Below are 16,985 nucleotides of genomic sequence, written 5' to 3'. Positions count from 1 at the left end.
CTGCTTGCCAGCGGCTTTGAAGCCGCTGCGCGGCACTGCCCCGAGGCACCAACGCATCCATCCCACAGATGCATTCTCATCGCGGGCACACGATCCGACCCCAGCCAGCTGGCCTCCCAACAGAAGAAACGCGCCTCATCGCGGCACGCCCTCCCAAATCCAGGCCGCACGGATCCGGCTCCGCCGGTCCGTAGCGGCGCCCCCTGGGGGGAAGCGCCGCAGGCGCTGCGGGGGGGACCTACCCCCAGGGTTGATTGCCCAGATACTCGTATGCCGCCGTGTTCACGCGCGAAATCCGCCACTCGACCGGCTGCCGGTTGTACGAATACGCCACGCGCCGGATCTCCAGCAGCGGCTCGCCTTCCTGCACGCCCAGCCAGCGCGCCTGGGCGCGGTCCGCCAGGCCCGCGCGCAGCCGTTCGTCGGTGCCGATGACGTTCACCCCGAACACGTCCTGGTACAGCGCGTACAACGTGCTGGGCCGTTCGCGCAGGTGCGCTTCCGCCAGGCCGGGAAAGCGCGATTCGGGCAGGCAGATCTCGTCCGTCATCACCACGTCGCCATTGAGCGACAGCAGGTTCACGAACTCGAACACCTGCGCGCCGGCCGGCAGCTCCAGCTTTTCGCGCGCGGCGGCCGAGGCGCGCACGCGCCGGAAACGCAGCAGCTCGGTGACCGGATAGCTCTTGTGCCCGTCCTGCCGCAGGATGCGGAAGAACTTGAAGAAATGATGGTTGCGCGTATGCGCGGCCACATAGGTGCCGCGTCCCTGGTGGCGCACCAGGATGTTCTCGGCGGCCAGTTCGTCGATGGCCTTGCGCAGCGTGCCGATCGACACGCCGAAGCGCTCGGCCAGGAGTTTTTCCGGAGGGATGGCGTCGCCCTGCTTCCATTCGCCCTGCGCCAGCGCGGCCAGCACGGCTTGCTTGACCTGCTCGTACAAGGGACTGCCCAAAGACTCAGTCGCAGACAGGCTGGTGTTCATGGATGCGTCGCAATGATCAAGGAGCCGACAGTGTAGCGGCGGCGAAACCCGGTGCTCAAGTGCGGCCCCTTTATTCATACAATTCATATATATGATTTAGTTGACATGAGAAAAACGCGGCCATAAGATTTGCCGGACGTTGTTATCCGCGCCCCAGGCGGCAGCGCCCGCGGCGCCCGACACTAGGAGAGCAAGACCATGATTCACGCCGTATTGCACGATGCGAAGGACACCGTGGCGGTCGCCGTGGTGGAAGGCCTGACGGCCGGAACCGAACTCAGCGCCTGGATCATGGACGAGGACAGGATCGTCCATGTGCGCGCCTCGCAGGACATCCCCATCGGCCACAAGGTCGCCATGAAGGACATGGCCGTGGGCGACACGGTCTACAAGTACGGCGTGGATATCGGCCGCGTGGTCGCGCCGATCCAGGCCGGCCAGCACGCCCACGTGCACAACATCAAGACCAAGCGCTGGTAGCCCGCAGCCCCCGCCCACGCACAGAGGAATCCGCCATGTCCCTCATCACCGCTTCCACCACCTTCCAGGGCTATCGCCGCGACAACGGCCGCGTCGGCGTGCGCAACCACGTCATCGTGCTGCCCGTGGACGACATCTCCAACGCCGCGGCCGAGGCCGTCGCCAACAACATCAAGGGCACGCTGGCCCTGCCCCACCCCTACGGCCGGCTGCAATTCGGCGAAGACCTGGAGCTGCATTTCCGCACGCTGATCGGCACGGGCTGCAATCCCAACGTCGCGGCCGTCGTGGTCATCGGCATCGAGGAAGGCTGGACCCGCCGCGTGGTCGACGGCATCGCCGCCACCGGCAAGCCCGTGGCCGGCTTCAGCATCGAACTGCACGGCGACCACGACACCATCATGCGGGCCTCGCGCCAGGCCAAGGAATACGTGCACTACGCGACCTCGCTGTCGCGCAGCGAGTGCCCCATCGCCGATCTCTGGGTCTCGACCAAATGCGGCGAGTCCGACACCACCTCGGGCTGTGGCGCCAACCCCACCGTGGGCAACGCCTTCGACAAGCTCTACGCGCTGGGCTCCACGCTGGTGTTCGGCGAGACCTCGGAGCTGACCGGCGGTGAGCACATCGTGGCCGAACGCTGCGCCAACGACGCGGTGCGCGAGCGCTTCATGTTCATGTTCAACCGCTACCAGGCCATGATCGACCGCTGGAAGACCAGCGACCTGTCCGAATCGCAGCCCACCAAGGGCAACATTGCCGGCGGCCTGACCACCATCGAGGAAAAGGCGCTGGGCAACATCCAGAAGATCGGCAAGCGCTGCCGCGTCGACGGCGTGCTCGACAAGGCCGAGATCCCGGACGGTCCCGGGCTGTGGTTCATGGACTCGTCGTCGGCGGCGGCCGAGATGGTGACGCTCTGCGCGGCCTCGGGCTATGCCGTGCACTTCTTCCCCACCGGACAGGGCAACGTGATCGGCAACCCGATCCTGCCGGTCATCAAGATCTGCGCCAACCCGCGCACGGTGCGCACCATGTCCGAGCACATCGACGTGGACACCAGCGGGCTGCTGCAACGCGAGATCGACCTGGACCAGGCCGGCGACCAGCTGCTGGCCTGCATGCTGGCCACCGCCAACGGCCGCTGGACGGCAGCCGAGGCGCTGGGCCATCGCGAGTTCGTCCTGACCCGCATCTTCGAAAGCGCCTGAACCCGGCGCCGCGCGCGGCCCGGCGATAGAAAAAGAGCCACGCCGCTTTCCCTTCCCGCGCCGGCATCCGCCGGCGCGGCGGCATCACGCAGCATCGCAACATCCACGCATCCAGAACCGCAGCCCTGAGCGCAGGCCGCCAGGCGGGCCGCGCGTCCCATCGGGGCGCATCCCAGGAGGAAGACAGATGAACCGCGAGCAGCAGCCCCCCATGAACCCATCCCGGCGCCGCGCGCTGGCCGCCATCGGCGCGGCCGGTCTCGGCGCGTCCGGCCTGCTGTTGCCGGGCAGGCATGCCCTGGCGCAGAAATCCTGGCCCGAGCGGCCCATCAACTACATCGTGCCCTTTCCGCCGGGCGGCCTGACGGACGTGGCCGCGCGCCAGGTCGGCAAGGCGCTGGGCGACGCCGAGCGCTGGAACGTGGTGGTGGAAAACAAGCCGGGCGGCGCCGCCAACATCGGCGCGGCCCATGTATCGCACGCCGCGCCCGACGGCCATACCTGGCTGGCGATCACGCTGTCGCACGCGGCCAACGCCACGCTGTTCGCCGGCCGCGCCGGCTACGACCTGATCCGCGACCTGACCCCGCTGGCCGGCCTGGCCTCTTCGCCCATCATGGTGGTGGTCAATGCCAAGAGCAACATCCGCAACATGGAAGACCTGGCGCGCGCGGCCCGCGCCAAACAGCTATCGGCGGGTTCCAGCGGCAACGGCACGCCGCCGCACCTGACGCTGGCGCTGTACCAGAAGCTGACCGGCACGGCGCTGATGCACGTGCCCTACAAAGGCGGCGCGCCCTCGCTCACCGACCTGATTGGCGGGCACCTGGACGTGGTGTTTTCCAACTACCCGGAGTCGCTGCCGCACGTGAAGGGCGGCGCGCTGCGGGCGCTGGCCATCACCACGCGCGAGCGCACGGCCGACCTGCCCGAGGTGCCCACCGTGGCGCAAGCCGGCCTGCCGGACCTCATCGTCGAGAACTTCACCGGCGTGCTGGCGCCGGCCGGCACGCCGCCAGCCTTGGTGAACCGCATCGGCGCAGCCATCGTCCGGCAAATGTCGCAGCCCGCTTTGCAACAGTCGCTGGCGCAACTGGGCTTCGTGCCGCAGCCGCGCGGGCCGGAGGCCTTCGGCGCCTACCTGAAAGCGGAAGTCGAGCGCTGGGCCCGCATCATCCGCGACGCCAACATCCAGATCGCCTGATCCCGCCGGAGCACCGCCATGCGCATCGTCATATCGGAATTCATGGACGCCCCCGCCGTCGATGCGCTGCGCGCGCGCTTCGACGTGCGCTACGAGCCGGAGCTGGTGGACCGCCGCAACGGACTGCTGCAGGCCGTGGCGGAGGCGGACGCGCTCATCGTGCGCAACCGCAGCCAGGTGGACGCCGCCCTGCTCGCCAGCGCGCCCCGGCTGCGGGCGGTGGGCCGGCTCGGCGTGGGCCTGGACAACATCGACCTGACCGCCTGTGCCGCGCGCGGCATCGCCGTGGTGCCGGCGACGGGCGCCAACGCCCGCGCCGTCGCCGAGTACGTGATCGGCACGCTGCTGGTCCTGCTGCGCGGCGCCTATGGCGCCAGCGCGGCGGTGGCCGACGGGCAGTGGCCGCGCGCCGCGTTGTCCGACGGGCTGGAAGCGCACGGCCGCACGCTGGGCGTGGTGGGCTTCGGCGGCATCGGCCGCCTGGTCGCGACGCTGGCGAGCGGCCTGGGCATGCGCGTCGTCGGCCATGACGCGGCACTGCCGGCAAGCCATCCGGCCTGGGGCGAATGCGGCGTGGAATCGTGCTCGCTGGACGCCCTGCTGGAACGCGCCGACGCGGTCAGCCTGCACCTGCCGCTGACCCCGGACACGCGGCGCCTGTTCGACGCCGCGCGCATCGGCCGCATGCGCGCGGGCGCGGTGCTGATCAATACCTCGCGCGGCGGCATCGTCGACGAGCCCGCCCTGGCCGAGGCCCTGCGCGCCGGCCGGCTGCGCGGCGCGGCGCTGGACGTGTTCGAGGCCGAGCCGCTGCCTGCCGGTGGCCCGCTGGCCGGCCTGCTGGCCGACATCCGGCTGGGCAGGCTGAGCGCCCCGCCCGGCCTGATCCTGACGCCCCATATCGCCGGACTGACGCGCGAAGCCAACGCCCGCGTTTCCGACATGGTGGCGTCCGGTGTGACAATAGCCCTTACCGGCGGCGACCGATGAACGATTCCGGCGCGCCCACTGACGAGAAGGATATGGCTCACATCTATCTGGACGAATTGCAACACCTGGCGGCGGCCGGCCTGGCCGCCGCCGGCGCCAACCCCGCCATGGCCGACAGCACCGCGCGCGCGCTGGTCTTCGCCGAAAGCCAGGGACTCAGCTCGCACGGCCTGTCGCGCGTGCCCTTCTATGCCGGCCATCTGCGCGCCGGCCGCGCCGTGGGTTCAGCCGTGCCGCGCATCGTGCGCGAACGCGGCGGCGCGGCGCTGATCGACGCCGGCTCGGGGCTGGCCTTTCCGGCCTGCGCGCTGGCCGTCGAGCAGGCCGGCCTGCGCGCGCGCGAGCACGGCGTGGCCTTCATCGGCGTCGCCAACAGCCATCACTTCGGCGAAGCCGGCTACCATCTGGAAGCCATGGCCGACCTGGGCCTAGTGGGCCTGGCGCTGAGCAATTCGCCCGCCGCCATGCCCGCCTGGGGCGGCAAGCGGCCGCTGTTCGGCACCAATCCCATCGCCGCCGTCTTTCCCCGACGCGGCGGCGCACGGCTGGTGATCGACCTGTCGCTGTCGCAGGTGGCGCGCGGCAAGCTGATGATCGCCGCGCGTGACAACCAGCCCATTCCGCTAGGCTGGGCGCTGGACGCCGACGGCAATCCCACCACCGATCCCAAGGCCGGCCTGGCGGGCAGCATGCTGCCCGCCGGCGGCGTCAAGGGCGCCATGCTGGCGCTGATCGTCGAGCTGCTGGCCTGCGCCCTGACCGGTTCGCACTTCGGCTTCGAGACCGAGTCCTTCTTCGTCGACGAAGGCGGCCCGGCGCGCCTAGGCCAGGCCTTCATGGCGATCGACCCCGGCGCCCTGGCCGGCAACGATGCCTACCTGGAACGTGTGGAGACGCTGGTCGACGTCATGCTGGAAGATGAACACGTGCGCCTGCCCGGCGACCGCCGCCGCAAGCTGCGCGACGAGGCGCTCAAGCACGGCGTGGAATTGCCCGAGGCGCTAATGGCGCAGTTGCGCGCCATGGCGGGCGCATCATGATCCAAAATGAGGCGCTCGTTCCACCCACCCCGGTCAATGCCCGTGACTGAACCACAGCATCAACGGCGCCAGCAGCAGGAACACCACCGTCGACACCAGCACCGCGCCGGCGGCGGTGTCGCCCAGGTCCGTATGGCGGCGCGCGTACATGTAGCTGACCACGGCGCAGGGCATGGCCATCTGCAGCGTCAGCGCGCCGGCCAGGACGGCCTCCAGGTCCAGCGCCCACACCACCAGCAGCCCGGCGGCCAGCCCCGTGGCCAGGCGGATGGCCGCCACCTTGGCGCCGTCGCGCACGCCGCCTGACGGGATCAGCGCCAGCGCGTGTCCCAGGCTCAGCAGCATCAGCGGCACGGTGACCGCGCCCAGCATGCGCGCGGTCTCGATCAGCCAGTCGGGCACGGGCACGTGCGCCACGCGCATGCCCACCGCCGCCAGCGAGGCCAGCAGGATCGGGCTTTTCCAGCTGCCGCGCGTGTTCACGCCGGGCAATAGCCGCACCGCGACCGTGTGCATGATGAAAGAGTTCACCGCGAAGAAGGCCACCGCCACCGACAGGCCCGCGTCGCCAAAGGCCAGCTGCGACATGGGCAGCCCCAGGTTGCCGGCGTTGGGCAGGAAGGCGGTGGGCAGCAGCGTGCGCACCGGCAGCTTCAGCAATTTGAGCAGCAGCGCGCCGGCCAGCGCGCACAGCAGCAAGGCCAGCACCGTGGCCGCCGCCACGTCGGCCAGCGCGCGATCGTCCAGCCGCGTGGTGACGAAGGTATGGAATACCAGGGCCGGCGTGGTCACCGACGTGACCAGCGTGGTGATGAAGGAGCCCCCGAACGGCAGGTCGCGCTTGCCCCAATAGACGCCGATGCCCACGCAGAACAGCAGGGGCAGCATCAGCACGATGGCCGAGAGATAGAACTGGACGATGGCCGGCATGCGACGATTCCGTCAAAGATCAAGGGGGCAATACGTACAGGCGCGAAGGTTTGCGGCTTTCCGGGATGACGGCCGAACATGGTCCGCATCATCCACCCGCCAGCGCCCGCCGGCGCCCGACGCCATGCCGCAATCCTTCCCCGGCTCCGCCGACCGACCCGCCGACTCGCCGATCGATGTCCCGCCCGCGCATGCCGACGCCGCGCCATGCGCGCGGCCCGCAACCCTGCCGCTGTCGCCCCGGCAAGCCCAATGCCTGCGCTGGGCGGCCATCGGCAAGACCAGCTGGGAAACCTCCCGCATCCTCGGCCTGAGCGAAAGCACGGTCAACTTCCACCTGCGCAACGCTTGCGAACGGCTGGGCGTGCGCGGGCGGCGCGCCGCCGTGGCCAAGGCCCTGCAGGAAAAACTGCTGGATGCATTCACGGCGTCTTCTTGAGCACGACCGAATCCAGGAATTCGCGCGCGCGCTCGCGCGGCAGCCCTTTCTCGCTGCCCGCCGCGATGGCCTCGATCAGCATGGTATCGGTCACCCAGACGCGCGCCAGCATCCAGAAGGGCTGCCCGCCGCTCTGGCCCCGTATTTCGAGGTCCTGGCCATAGGGTGGGAACTCCAGCGGCGGCTGCACCTGCAGGTTCAGGTACAGCGAACGCATCGCCGCCACGCCCAGCCCCCGGCTCGCCCCCGGGCTGGCGGCGATCTCCGCCGGCAGCGGCGCCGAGACCACGGCGAACATGCCCTCGCCGACCTTGGCGCTGGCCATGGTGACGGGCATGGTCATGGTGTCGACCCGGGTGTCGCGGGTCTCGGTCTTCACCGTGTCGGGAAAGGCGGCCCGCACATGGCCGCCGGCCACGTCGAGCTCGCGCCAGTTGTAACTGGGCGAGCAGGCCACGATGGCAGCCAGCACAACTATCGCGCCGGCTTTCTTGAACATGAAACGAAACAGCGATGAAATCGTCATTGCCCGCAGGACCTCATGGCCTGTTCATACCGAGGAAGCCAGAAATTGTCGCCGATTTCGATGACCCCCGCGCCCGACGGCACGCCATTGGCCAATTATCTCTGGCCGGCCGCCCCCAACGTTTCCCCGCCGATCGACGGCCCGGGCACGCCCAGCATCTACCTGCTGCATGGCCTGAGCGAGCATGCCGGCCGCTATGACCGGCTGGCCCGCTGGCTGACCGCGCGCGGCTGGGTGGTGGGCGCGCACGACCACCGCGGCCATGGCCGTTCCAGCGGGCGGCCCGCCACGCTTGTCCAGGAAGACGACCTGGTGACCGACGCCGTGGACCGCCTGCGGGCCTGGACCCGCGCGCAGGGCCGCCCGCCCATCCTGCTGGCCCACAGCCTGGGCGCGCTGGTGGCGGTGCGGATCGCGCTGCGGCGCCTGGTGGAACTGGACGCGCTGGTGCTCAGCTCGCCGCCCTTCGTGGTGCACGTGCCGCCCTGGGTGCGGCGCACGCTGACCTGGATGTCGCGCCACACGCCCGATCTGCGCGTGCCGCACGGCCTGGCGCCCGCCCGCATCTCGCACGACCGGGCCGTGGTCAAGGCCTACCGCAGCGATCCGCTGGTACGCCGCAGCATGACGGGCCGGCTGGCGCGCTTCGTCGACGAAGGCGGCGCCGCCTCGCTGCGCGAAGCCCATCAGCTGGCCTGCCGCACCCTGCTGATGGTGGCGGGCGACGACTCCATCGTGGCCGCCGAAGGCAGCCGCCAGTTCGCCCAGCGCGCGCCGGCCGAATTGCTGACCCTGCGCTGGTACGACACCGCCTGGCACGAGATCTTCAACGAAACCGCCCCGATCGCGGACCCGGTCTACGCCGACCTGGACGAATGGCTGGCGCGCACCGCTCAGGCATTGTCCCTGTCCCCAGTATTGACTCCCTCGGCAGAGGAGGCCAGCACCCCGTAAAATCCGGCGACAGACCCGAACGAGAAGATTCCGTGACCGATACCGCCGCCAACCGCTACGCCCGCCTGGAAGCCAACCTGCCGCTGCTCAAGGACACCCTGCGGGGCATCGAGAAAGAAGGCCTGCGCGTGGACGGCCAGGGCAAGCTGGCCCTGACGCCCCACCCCGCCCGCCTGGGCTCGGCGCTGACCAACGAACACGTCACCACGGACTACTCCGAGTCGCTGCTGGAACTGATCACCGGCACCCACCGCGATGTCGACGCGCTGCTGGGCGAGCTCAGCGATACCCACCGTCACGTCTACAGCGTGCTGGGCCAGGAGCTGATCTGGAACCAGTCCATGCCGGCCACGCTGCCCGGCGAGGCGGACATCCCCATCGCCTGGTACGGCACCTCCAATACCGGCATGCTCAAGCACGTCTACCGCCGTGGCCTGGCCGAGCGCTATGGCAAGACCATGCAGTGCATCGCCGGCGTGCATTACAACTACTCGCTGGCCGACGGGCTGTGGGACGTGCTGGACACCGCGCCTGGCACCACCCAGGACCGCCGCTCGCGCGGCTATATCGGGCTGATCCGCAACTTCACCCGCTATTCCTGGCTGCTGATGTACCTGTTCGGCGCGGCGCCGGCGCTGGCGCGTGATTTCCTGCGCGGCCGCGAACACCCGCTGCAAAGCCTGGGCGACCACACGCTGTACCTGCCGCACGCCACCAGCCTGCGCATGAGCGACCTGGGCTACCAGAACAAGGCCCAGTCGCAGCTCAAGCTCTGCTACAACGACCTGGACACCTTCCTGGGCCGCCTGTTCGATGCCGTCACCCAGCCCTGGCCCGATTACCAGAAGATCGGCACCCACCGCGACGGCCAGTGGATCCAGCTCAACACCAACGTGCTGCAGATCGAAAACGAGTACTACTCGAGCATCCGCCCCAAGCGCGCCACCGGCCGCTGCGAGCGCCCGATCACCGCGCTGGCCGAGCGCGGCGTGCAGTACGTGGAAGTGCGCTGCCTGGACATCGACCCCTACGCGCCGGTCGGCATCCAGGCCGAGACCGGCCGCTTCGTCGATGCCTTCCTGCTGTTCTGCGCCGCGTCCGACAGCCCCTACTTCCCCGCCAGCGGCTATTGCCAGCGCAGCGCCGACAACTTCTCCACCGTCGTCACGGAAGGCCGCAAGCCCGGCCTGCAACTGGACCGCGAAGGCCAGCCAGTGAGCCTGGCGCAATGGGGCAACGAACTGCTGGACCGCATCGCGCCCTATGCCGCCCTGTATGACTCGGCGCTGGGCGGCGACGCCTACGCCCGCGCGCTGGCCGCCCAGCGCGCCAAGCTTGGCGATCCCGATGCCACGCCCTCGGCGCGCCTGCTGCGCGAGCTGGTCGACGGCGGCGTCTCGTTCCACGACTACTCGCTGGACTTGAGCCGCAAGCACGCCGAGGCGCTGCGCGCGCAGCCGCTGCCCGCCGCGACCGCCGCCGCCTACGAACAGGCCGCGCGCGACTCGGCCGCCGAGCAGATCCGCATCGAGCAGGCCGACACCGAGGATTTCGACACCTATGTCGCCCGTTACCACGCCGCGCTCAAGGCGCCGCGCAAATAAGGCGTATCGTTAGGGTTTTGGTCCGCGGCGCGGCTGTGCCCGCCGGCGGGCCGGTCGTCCCCGTCACACCAGGAGGTCTTACCCATGCGCCGCATCGCAACCGCCCTGCTGGCCCTGGCCGCCAGCATGGCCAGCGTCGCCCACGCCGCCCCGCCCCCCATGCAAACCGTGGAGTCGGTGGACCTGAAACGCTACGCCGGCATGTGGTACGAAATCGCCAACTTCCCCATGGTGTTCCAGCGCGACTGCGTGGGCGACACCACGGCCGAATACACGCTGCACGCGGATGGCGGCGTGGGCGTGAACAACCGCTGCCGCAACAAGGACGGCAAGGTCGATTCCGCGTCCGGCACCGCCACGGTGGTCGAAGGCAGCAACAACGCCAAGCTGGAAGTCACGTTCCAGCAGCCCTTCAAGGGCGACTACTGGATCATCGGCCTGGACCCGGAATACCGCTGGGCCGTGGTCGGCACGCCCGACCGCAAATACCTGTGGATCCTGTCGCGCTCGCCCCAGCTGCCGCAGGAAGAGCTGGACCGCGCGCTGGCCGCCGCCAAGGCGCAGGGCTATCAGCTGGATGAGCTGCGGTATACGCCGCAGAAGTAGCTTCGCCTACAAAATCAGACCGTTGCATGCGAGCCATCTCGGAAGAGCGCTGGCTCTGCGGTAACCCACAGGTTGTCGACACGACGACTCGCCGGATATTGTGCTGTGTATCTACTGACGATACACTCACCAATGATCATCGGCTTCCGCCACAAAGGCTTGGAACTCTTTTACCGCACAGGCTCGACCCGGGGCATCTATGCCGCGCATGCCAATAAATTGCGCCAAATCCTGACCATGCTTGATACGGCTCGGGAACCTCAAGACATGAACCTACCCTGGCTCCGGCTGCACATGCTGAAAGGCAACCTTGCCACACATTGGTCGGTCCGAGTCGATGGCAGTTGGCGCGTAACCTTCCGTCTGACACGCATGGGCGCCGAGCTGATCGACTATCAGAACTATCACTAGGAGCCCGACCATGATGCATAACCCCGCGCACCCGGGCGAAATCCTCCGGGAGAACGTCATCGAGGCATTGGGCCTGTCCGTCACCGAAGCAGCCAGCCGGCTGGCCATGTCGCGCGTGGCGCTGTCGCGGGTGCTCAACGGCAAGGCGGGCATCAGCCCCGACTTGGCCGTCCGGCTGGAGCAGGCCGGGGCCAGTACCGCGCGGGCCTGGCTGGCGATGCAGGCCAACTACGACTTGTGGCAGGCACAACAGCATGAGCAGCCGCCGGTACGGTCATTGGCGACCACGGACTGATGTTTCGCAGTAAGACGCGCAACGCTGCGGGACTGACGCTCACCGCAGTTCCATCATCCCCAGGGTCGCCCGCGTCAGGTCGCTGTCCGGATCCTCCAGTTCATTGACCAGATCGAAGTGATTGCACTGCGGCGTGGCGATGCGCGTGGCAGACAGGCCGGCGGCGCGCCAGGCGGCCTCATAGGCATCGGTCTGATTCTTGAAACCCTGCGTCTCCAGGCCGCCCACGGCCAGCAGCATGGGACCGGCCTGCGCGGGCAGATGAAAGATCGGGCTTTGCAGCCTGGCCTGCTCGGGCGTCAGACGCAGCCAGTCGTTGACGCTGATGTCGCACAGCGGGCGCAGGTCGAACAGGCCGCTCAGGGCCAGCGTGCCCTTGATCACATCGTCCGGCACACCGTAGCGCGCCTGCCAGTCCGGCGCGGCCAGCATGCCCGCCAGATGGCCGCCGGCCGAGCTGCCGCTGACGTAGATGCGCGCGGGATCCACGCCATAGGCGGCGGCGTTGCGGTACAGCCAGGCCACGGCGGAGCGGACCTCGCGCACCACCTCGGGCAGCGTGGCTTCGGGCAGCAGCGTGTACTCCAGCGTGGCCACGGCGGCGCCGGCCGCGTTGAAGGCCTCGGCCATGACGGGCGCGTCTTCCTTGCGCTGCGAGCGCCAGTAGCCGCCGTGGATGAACACGAACAGCGGCGCCGACGCCTGCGCGGCGGCCGGCAGGAACAGGTCCAGCCTTTCGTCCTGGCCCATGCCGTACCGCAGGTTCAGCACGCCCGGCCGGCGCGTGCGCACGCGCGCCGCCGATTCCGCGTAGCGGCGCACGCAGGCATCGAAATCCGCGACCGAGGCGCGCGCGTTGTACTGCACCTCGCGCTCGGCGATCGAGGCGAAGAAAAGATCGGGAGTGGCGTCACGCATGGAGGGCCTGCCTGTCCTGGGTCGAGATGATGTGTTCAATGAACTGCGCGGTCTTGCGATAGTGCGCGGCCAGCATGGCGGCCGACTTGTCGGCGTCGCGCGACAAGGCCGCGTCCAGCAGCTGGCGGTGCTCGTCGTCGACGTTGCGCTCCGGCCCGTAGGCGGTCGCGCCGGCGCGGGCCGGACGGCGGTAGCGCTCGGTCTGCGCGTACAGCTGCGTGGACAGGTCCAGCAGCCAGTGCGAGCGGCAGGCGCCGATCAGCGCGTGGTGGAAATCCAGGTGGCGCGCTTCCAGCAGCTCTGCCAGCTCCTGGTCCGGCGCGGCGGCCTCGCCGGCGCGCTGCGCGGCCAGCGTCAGCGCGTGATAGGCGCCCACCAGCCGCGCCTCCCAGGCGTCGTCGGCGTTGCCCAATGAACGCCGCAGCGCCTCGCAATCGATCAGGATTCGGGTTTCGCAGGCGTCCCACATTTCCTCGACCGACAGCGGCGCGATGCGAAAGCCGCGCGAGGTGGTGCTGACCACCATGCGCTCGCTGCGCAGGCGGTTGAGCGCCTCGCGGATGGGCGAGAAGCTGCTGCCGTAGCGCTGCTTGAGCAGCTCCAGGCGCAGCGACTGGCCCGGCGCGAAGGCGCCGCTCATGATGTCCCGCCGCAGCAGCCGGTAGACCTGCTCGGACAGCGTGATTTCTTCTATTTCGGGGTTTCCGTCCGACCCGGGATCGTCCAGGCGGGACGCTTTGATTCTTGGTCTCAAGATGCTCTCCAGACAGGCGGCTTGGTCCGCGCGCGGCGCAAGCGCGCCGGCGAGGCGGCCGCGCGGCGGGCGCGGCCAGCTGCTTGTGGCCGCTGCGGCGCGGCTGCGCGCGGGCGGCCCATTCTACCCGCGCGCCCCGGCCTCGGCCGGCGTCTTGCCCTCGTCCAACCCCTCGCCCAGGCCCTCGTTCAGGTCCGGCTCCTGTCCGTCGTCAAAGCGGGCGGCCCGCAGCGGCCGGCGGTTCACCCGCAGATCGAACACGTCGAAGCGGTTGTAGTGGCCCACGATGTCGTGCATCTGCCTCGGCTGGATGCAGCGCGACAGGTCGATGTCGGCGTAGACGATGCCTTCATCATCGATCAGCGGTTCGCCGATGACGCGGCCGTCCGGCCCGATGATGCCGGAGAACGCGCTGTTGCGGCGGGCCAGCGTCTCGCGAGCCTGCGGGTGGCTGGCGCCGATGGCATCCTGGATCTCTTTCGAGATGGTGGAGCAGGACACCACGGTGAACACCTTGCCCTCGAAGCTATGGGCCGAGGCCCGCAGCCGGATCGCCTCGGCCATGTCGTAGTCGGGCGGCGCCACCGGCAGCGAGATGTAGCTGGCCACGTGCACCATCTCGCCCTGCGCCAGCAGCGAGAAGCGCGCCAGGGTGTTGGTGTTCTCGCCGCAGGCCAGCCCGCCCAGCTTGCCGACCGAGGTGTCGTACACGCGCAGCGACTCGCCGTCGCCGTGGGCCCAGGTCAGCTTCTCGGCCCAGGTCGGCACCAGCTTGCGGTGGCGGCCCAGGATGCGGCCTTCGTCGCTGATGAACACCATGGTGTTGTAGATGGTGCTGACGCCATGGCGGCTACGCTCGTTCACGCCCATCACCACGTTGACGCGATACTGGCGCGCGGCCTGGGCGATGCGGCGGATTTCCGGGCCGGGCAGCTCGATGGCGCTGCGGCACAGTTTCTCGAACCAGGGGCTGGCCTCGACCGGGTTCATCACCCAGCTCCAGTACGGATAGGCCGAGATATAGACCTCCGGGAACGCGACCAGCTTGGCGCCGTTGCCGGCGGCCTCGCCTATCAACGCGCAGGCCTTGTCGACGGTGGCGTCGGTGTCCAGGAATACCGGCGCGGCCTGGACCGCGGCGGCCTTGAATGCAGGCAGGTTCAACATGCGTTCGTCTCCGTTCAAATGCCCAGGTAGCGCTGCGCCAGTTCCGGCTGCGCCGACAGCTCGGCGGGTTTGCCGGACCAGGCTACGCGTCCCTTGTCCACGATGTAATGCCGGTCGACCAGGGTGGCCATTTCCGGCAGGTTCTTGTCGATCACCAGGATGGTCTGGCCCTCGGCCTTCAATGCGCGCAGGCAGCGCCAGATTTCCTGGCGGATCAGCGGCGCCAGGCCTTCGGTGGCCTCGTCCAGGATCAGCAGCTTGGGATTGGTCATCAGCGCGCGGCCGACCACCAGCATCTGCTGCTCGCCGCCGGACAGCGTGCGCGAGGACTGGCCGCTGCGCTCCTTCAGCCTGGGAAACAGTTCGTACACGCGCTCCAGCGACCAGCCGCCGGAGGCGGGCCGCGCCGTGGCCACCAGGTTCTCGCGCACGCTCAGCGAACCGAACACGCGCCGCCCCTCGGGCACCAGGCCCACGCCCAGCCGCGCCACCACGCTGGGCGCCGAACGGCCCAGCACGCGGCCGCGGAAGGTCACGCTGCCGCCGGTGGCCGGCAGCATGCCCATCAGTGTCTTGACGGTGGTGGTCTTGCCCATGCCGTTGCGGCCGATCAGCGAGATCACCTCGCCCTCGCTGGCCTCGAAGGCCATGCCGAACAGCACCTTGCTGGACCCGTAGCCGCCGGTCAGCTCCTCAACCTTCAACATGCGCTTCTCCCAAAGCCCGCGCCTCGCCGGCGCTTTCCTCGCCCAGGTAGGCGGCGCGCACCTCCGGATGGCGCCGCACCGCGTCGGGCGGCCCGCTGAACACCACCTTGCCGTACACCAGCACGCTGATGCGGTCGGCCAGCGCGAACACGGCGTCCATGTCGTGCTCGACCAGCAGGATGCCGTACTGGCCCTTCATGCCTTGCAGCAGGCGCGTCATGCGGGCGGACTCCTCCGGCCCCATGCCGGCCATGGGCTCGTCCAGCAGCAGCAGGCGCGGCGAGCGGGCCAGCGCCACGGCCAGCTCCAGCTGGCGCTTCTCGCCATGCGCCAGATCGGCGGTGCGCACGTGGCGGCGGTCGCGCAGGCCGACGTGATCCAGCCAGCCCAGCGCCTGTTCCTTGAGCCCGGCGTCGCGGCGCGGGTCGGACCAGAGCTGGAAGGCCCGGCCGGTCTTGAGCATGCAGGACAGGATCACGTTCTCGAGCGCCGTGTATTCCTGACATAGCTCGGTGATCTGGAACGAGCGGCCCAGGCCCAGCCGCGCGCGTTCAAAGGCGCGCAGCGCCGTCACATCGCGGCCATCCAGATGGATGGAGCCGGCGTCGGGCCGGATCTCGCCGCAGATCTGCGCGATCAGCGTGGACTTGCCGGCGCCGTTCGGGCCGATGATGGCGTGGATCTCGCCGGCGCGCACGTCCAGGTCCACGCCGTTGGTCGCCACCACCGCGTCGAAGGCCTTGCGCAGGCCGGACAGGCGCAGCAGCGTATCGGGGGTGGGCTTAGTCAGCATGGCGCGTCTCCAGCAGACTGCCGAACAGGCCTTTCTGCCCGCACAGCACCACCAGCACCAGGATCGGCCCCATATACAACAGCCAATGCTCTGTCAGCGAGGTCAGCACCTGCTCCAGCCCCAGGAACACGGCCGCGCCGGCGATCGGCCCCAGCAGCGTGCCCACGCCGCCCAGGATCACGATGGCCATCAGCTCGCCCGACTTGGTCCAGGCGGCCATGTCCGGCGTCACCAGGCCGGCGTAATTGGCCCACAGCACGCCGGCCAGGCCGGTGCCCACCGCCGACAGCACGAAGGCGCCCAGGCGGTACGGCGTGGGCGCCACGCCCAGGTTCAGCGCGCGCCGCTCGCTCTGGCGCAGCGCCTGCAACACCATGCCGAAGCGCGAACTGGTGATGCGCATGCACAAAAGCGTCCAGGCCGTCAGCAGCGCCAGGCACACGTAGTAGAAGACCAGCGGGCTTTCCAGGTTGATGCCCGGCAGCGTGTTGCGCGCCGAGATCATCAGCCCGTCGTCGCCGCCGTAGAACTGCAGCGACACCAGGATGAAATACACCATCTGCCCGAACGCCAGCGTGATCATGATGAACTGCACGCCGCGCGTGCGCAGCGCCAGATAGCCGAAGACCCAGCCGGCCAGCGCGCACACCGCCAGCGCGATCGGCCAGACCACCAGGGCCGCGTTGCTGCCGGCCCAGCCGAAGATGGGGCCGGCCTCGGAGGTGTGGAAGGCGATGATGCCCACGGCGTAGCCGCCCAGTCCGAAGAACATGGCGTGACCGAAGCTCACCATGGCGCCGTAGCCGATCACCAGGTCCAGGCTGACGGCGGCCAGGCCGTAGATCAGGAAGCGCGTCACCACGCCGATCAGGAACGGCGAGCCCGAGGCCGCCGCCGCGGCCGGCAGCAGGATCAGCAGGGCCAGCCCCGCCAGGCCCCAGCGGCCGCGATTGGAAAGTGTCATGCCCATG

Annotated in this window: 20 protein-coding genes; 11 read left to right on the top strand and 9 right to left on the bottom strand. The window is 69.2% G+C overall.

What is annotated here, in order from left to right:
* Positions 1-238: 238 nt before the first annotated feature.
* Entirely contained in the window at positions 239-985 is a 747-nt protein-coding gene (locus AC6LJ9_RS14685; protein WP_498148122.1) for a GntR family transcriptional regulator, read from the bottom strand.
* Between the two features lie 198 nt (positions 986-1,183).
* Between AC6LJ9_RS14685 and AC6LJ9_RS14680 the strand changes: the two genes are divergently transcribed.
* The 5 genes from AC6LJ9_RS14680 (at position 1,184) to AC6LJ9_RS14660 (ending at position 5,910) form a co-directional block, all read left to right on the top strand.
* Positions 1,184-1,465, top strand: a complete 282-nt coding sequence (locus AC6LJ9_RS14680) for a UxaA family hydrolase (RefSeq protein WP_103272210.1) — start codon at positions 1,184-1,186, stop codon at positions 1,463-1,465.
* A 35-nt stretch (positions 1,466-1,500) separates the two neighbouring features.
* A complete protein-coding gene (locus tag AC6LJ9_RS14675) occupies positions 1,501-2,676 on the top strand; it encodes a UxaA family hydrolase (RefSeq protein ID WP_498148121.1) in 1,176 nt (391 codons plus the stop codon).
* A gap of 187 nt (positions 2,677-2,863) precedes the next feature.
* Positions 2,864-3,880 (top strand): Bug family tripartite tricarboxylate transporter substrate binding protein, encoded by a 1,017-nt coding sequence (locus AC6LJ9_RS14670; protein WP_498148120.1) that lies wholly within the window; start codon positions 2,864-2,866, stop codon positions 3,878-3,880.
* 18 nt (positions 3,881-3,898) lie between these two features.
* The gene (locus tag AC6LJ9_RS14665; protein ID WP_498148119.1) at positions 3,899-4,870 is read left to right on the top strand and encodes a hydroxyacid dehydrogenase; all 972 of its coding nucleotides are present in this window, start codon (positions 3,899-3,901) and stop codon (positions 4,868-4,870) included.
* Between the two features lie 32 nt (positions 4,871-4,902).
* Entirely contained in the window at positions 4,903-5,910 is a 1,008-nt protein-coding gene (locus AC6LJ9_RS14660; RefSeq protein WP_212322160.1) for an Ldh family oxidoreductase, read from the top strand.
* A gap of 33 nt (positions 5,911-5,943) precedes the next feature.
* Here AC6LJ9_RS14660 and AC6LJ9_RS14655 read toward each other — a convergent pair whose 3' ends face one another.
* On the bottom strand, positions 5,944-6,840 hold the full coding sequence (locus tag AC6LJ9_RS14655; protein WP_498148118.1) for an AEC family transporter: 897 nt from the start codon (positions 6,838-6,840) through the stop codon (positions 5,944-5,946).
* 124 nt (positions 6,841-6,964) lie between these two features.
* Here AC6LJ9_RS14655 and AC6LJ9_RS14650 point away from each other — a divergent pair, with 124 nt between their 5' ends.
* Positions 6,965-7,279: a helix-turn-helix domain-containing protein gene (locus tag AC6LJ9_RS14650; RefSeq protein ID WP_498148117.1), complete on the top strand. Its 315-nt coding sequence runs from the start codon at positions 6,965-6,967 to the stop codon at positions 7,277-7,279.
* Here the strand turns inward: AC6LJ9_RS14650 and AC6LJ9_RS14645 are convergent.
* Positions 7,263-7,805 carry a hypothetical protein gene (locus tag AC6LJ9_RS14645; RefSeq protein WP_498148116.1) on the bottom strand — a complete coding sequence of 181 codons (543 nt, stop codon included), beginning with the start codon at positions 7,803-7,805 and terminating at the stop codon, positions 7,263-7,265. The genes AC6LJ9_RS14650 and AC6LJ9_RS14645 overlap by 17 nt on opposite strands.
* Positions 7,806-7,865: 60 nt before the next feature.
* Here AC6LJ9_RS14645 and AC6LJ9_RS14640 point away from each other — a divergent pair, with 60 nt between their 5' ends.
* The 5 genes from AC6LJ9_RS14640 to AC6LJ9_RS14620 all read left to right on the top strand — a co-directional run bounded on the left by AC6LJ9_RS14640 (position 7,866) and on the right by AC6LJ9_RS14620 (position 11,675).
* Positions 7,866-8,759 (top strand): alpha/beta hydrolase, encoded by an 894-nt coding sequence (locus AC6LJ9_RS14640; RefSeq protein WP_498148115.1) that lies wholly within the window; start codon positions 7,866-7,868, stop codon positions 8,757-8,759.
* Positions 8,760-8,791: 32 nt separating this feature from the next.
* Positions 8,792-10,363 carry a glutamate--cysteine ligase gene (gene gshA, locus AC6LJ9_RS14635; protein WP_498148114.1) on the top strand — a complete coding sequence of 524 codons (1,572 nt, stop codon included), beginning with the start codon at positions 8,792-8,794 and terminating at the stop codon, positions 10,361-10,363.
* A gap of 84 nt (positions 10,364-10,447) precedes the next feature.
* Positions 10,448-10,969: a lipocalin family protein gene (locus AC6LJ9_RS14630; RefSeq protein WP_498148113.1), complete on the top strand. Its 522-nt coding sequence runs from the start codon at positions 10,448-10,450 to the stop codon at positions 10,967-10,969.
* 132 nt (positions 10,970-11,101) lie between these two features.
* Entirely contained in the window at positions 11,102-11,380 is a 279-nt protein-coding gene (locus AC6LJ9_RS14625) for a type II toxin-antitoxin system RelE/ParE family toxin (protein ID WP_498148112.1), read from the top strand.
* A gap of 13 nt (positions 11,381-11,393) precedes the next feature.
* On the top strand, positions 11,394-11,675 hold the full coding sequence (locus tag AC6LJ9_RS14620; protein WP_498148133.1) for a HigA family addiction module antitoxin: 282 nt from the start codon (positions 11,394-11,396) through the stop codon (positions 11,673-11,675).
* 39 nt (positions 11,676-11,714) lie between these two features.
* On the opposite strand, the gene AC6LJ9_RS14615 is transcribed toward AC6LJ9_RS14620, so the two are convergent.
* From AC6LJ9_RS14615 to AC6LJ9_RS14590, 6 genes are all read right to left on the bottom strand, one after another.
* Positions 11,715-12,593: an alpha/beta hydrolase gene (locus tag AC6LJ9_RS14615; protein ID WP_498148111.1), complete on the bottom strand. Its 879-nt coding sequence runs from the start codon at positions 12,591-12,593 to the stop codon at positions 11,715-11,717.
* Complete coding sequence (locus AC6LJ9_RS14610) at positions 12,586-13,347, bottom strand: GntR family transcriptional regulator (RefSeq protein ID WP_498148110.1); 762 nt, start codon at positions 13,345-13,347, stop codon at positions 12,586-12,588. The genes AC6LJ9_RS14615 and AC6LJ9_RS14610 overlap by 8 nt, the downstream gene beginning before the upstream one ends.
* Positions 13,348-13,470: 123 nt before the next feature.
* Entirely contained in the window at positions 13,471-14,514 is a 1,044-nt protein-coding gene (locus tag AC6LJ9_RS14605) for a carbon-nitrogen hydrolase family protein (protein ID WP_498148109.1), read from the bottom strand.
* A gap of 14 nt (positions 14,515-14,528) precedes the next feature.
* Complete coding sequence (locus tag AC6LJ9_RS14600) at positions 14,529-15,221, bottom strand: ABC transporter ATP-binding protein (protein WP_212317996.1); 693 nt, start codon at positions 15,219-15,221, stop codon at positions 14,529-14,531.
* Positions 15,208-16,014 carry an ABC transporter ATP-binding protein gene (locus tag AC6LJ9_RS14595; protein ID WP_498148108.1) on the bottom strand — a complete coding sequence of 269 codons (807 nt, stop codon included), beginning with the start codon at positions 16,012-16,014 and terminating at the stop codon, positions 15,208-15,210. Before AC6LJ9_RS14595 ends, AC6LJ9_RS14600 begins: the two co-directional genes overlap by 14 nt.
* Positions 16,004-16,984 (bottom strand): branched-chain amino acid ABC transporter permease, encoded by a 981-nt coding sequence (locus AC6LJ9_RS14590; protein WP_249205167.1) that lies wholly within the window; start codon positions 16,982-16,984, stop codon positions 16,004-16,006. The genes AC6LJ9_RS14595 and AC6LJ9_RS14590 overlap by 11 nt, the downstream gene beginning before the upstream one ends.
* Between the last annotated feature and the right edge of the window lies 1 nt (position 16,985).

This window comes from Achromobacter sp. 1011811831, from assembly GCF_059760905.1.
This window is presented reverse-complemented; position numbering and strand designations above follow the sequence as displayed.

Excerpts from the sequence above, each read along its gene's own strand:
- AC6LJ9_RS14605 (WP_498148109.1), bottom strand. The coding sequence starts at position 14,514 with ATGTTGAACCTGCCTGCATTCAAGGCCGCCGCGGTCCAGGCCGCGCCG.
- AC6LJ9_RS14590 (WP_249205167.1), bottom strand. The coding sequence starts at position 16,984 with ATGGGCATGACACTTTCCAATCGCGGCCGCTGGGGCCTGGCGGGGCTG.
- AC6LJ9_RS14655 (WP_498148118.1), bottom strand. The coding sequence starts at position 6,840 with ATGCCGGCCATCGTCCAGTTCTATCTCTCGGCCATCGTGCTGATGCTG.
- AC6LJ9_RS14650 (WP_498148117.1), top strand. The coding sequence starts at position 6,965 with ATGCCGCAATCCTTCCCCGGCTCCGCCGACCGACCCGCCGACTCGCCG.
- AC6LJ9_RS14675 (WP_498148121.1), top strand. The coding sequence starts at position 1,501 with ATGTCCCTCATCACCGCTTCCACCACCTTCCAGGGCTATCGCCGCGAC.
- AC6LJ9_RS14625 (WP_498148112.1), top strand. The coding sequence starts at position 11,102 with ATGATCATCGGCTTCCGCCACAAAGGCTTGGAACTCTTTTACCGCACA.
- AC6LJ9_RS14670 (WP_498148120.1), top strand. The coding sequence starts at position 2,864 with ATGAACCGCGAGCAGCAGCCCCCCATGAACCCATCCCGGCGCCGCGCG.
- AC6LJ9_RS14640 (WP_498148115.1), top strand. The coding sequence starts at position 7,866 with ATGACCCCCGCGCCCGACGGCACGCCATTGGCCAATTATCTCTGGCCG.
- AC6LJ9_RS14680 (WP_103272210.1), top strand. The coding sequence starts at position 1,184 with ATGATTCACGCCGTATTGCACGATGCGAAGGACACCGTGGCGGTCGCC.
- AC6LJ9_RS14615 (WP_498148111.1), bottom strand. The coding sequence starts at position 12,593 with ATGCGTGACGCCACTCCCGATCTTTTCTTCGCCTCGATCGCCGAGCGC.
- AC6LJ9_RS14630 (WP_498148113.1), top strand. The coding sequence starts at position 10,448 with ATGCGCCGCATCGCAACCGCCCTGCTGGCCCTGGCCGCCAGCATGGCC.
- AC6LJ9_RS14665 (WP_498148119.1), top strand. The coding sequence starts at position 3,899 with ATGCGCATCGTCATATCGGAATTCATGGACGCCCCCGCCGTCGATGCG.
- AC6LJ9_RS14600 (WP_212317996.1), bottom strand. The coding sequence starts at position 15,221 with ATGTTGAAGGTTGAGGAGCTGACCGGCGGCTACGGGTCCAGCAAGGTG.
- AC6LJ9_RS14620 (WP_498148133.1), top strand. The coding sequence starts at position 11,394 with ATGCATAACCCCGCGCACCCGGGCGAAATCCTCCGGGAGAACGTCATC.
- AC6LJ9_RS14685 (WP_498148122.1), bottom strand. The coding sequence starts at position 985 with ATGAACACCAGCCTGTCTGCGACTGAGTCTTTGGGCAGTCCCTTGTAC.
- AC6LJ9_RS14645 (WP_498148116.1), bottom strand. The coding sequence starts at position 7,805 with ATGACGATTTCATCGCTGTTTCGTTTCATGTTCAAGAAAGCCGGCGCG.
- AC6LJ9_RS14595 (WP_498148108.1), bottom strand. The coding sequence starts at position 16,014 with ATGCTGACTAAGCCCACCCCCGATACGCTGCTGCGCCTGTCCGGCCTG.
- AC6LJ9_RS14660 (WP_212322160.1), top strand. The coding sequence starts at position 4,903 with ATGGCTCACATCTATCTGGACGAATTGCAACACCTGGCGGCGGCCGGC.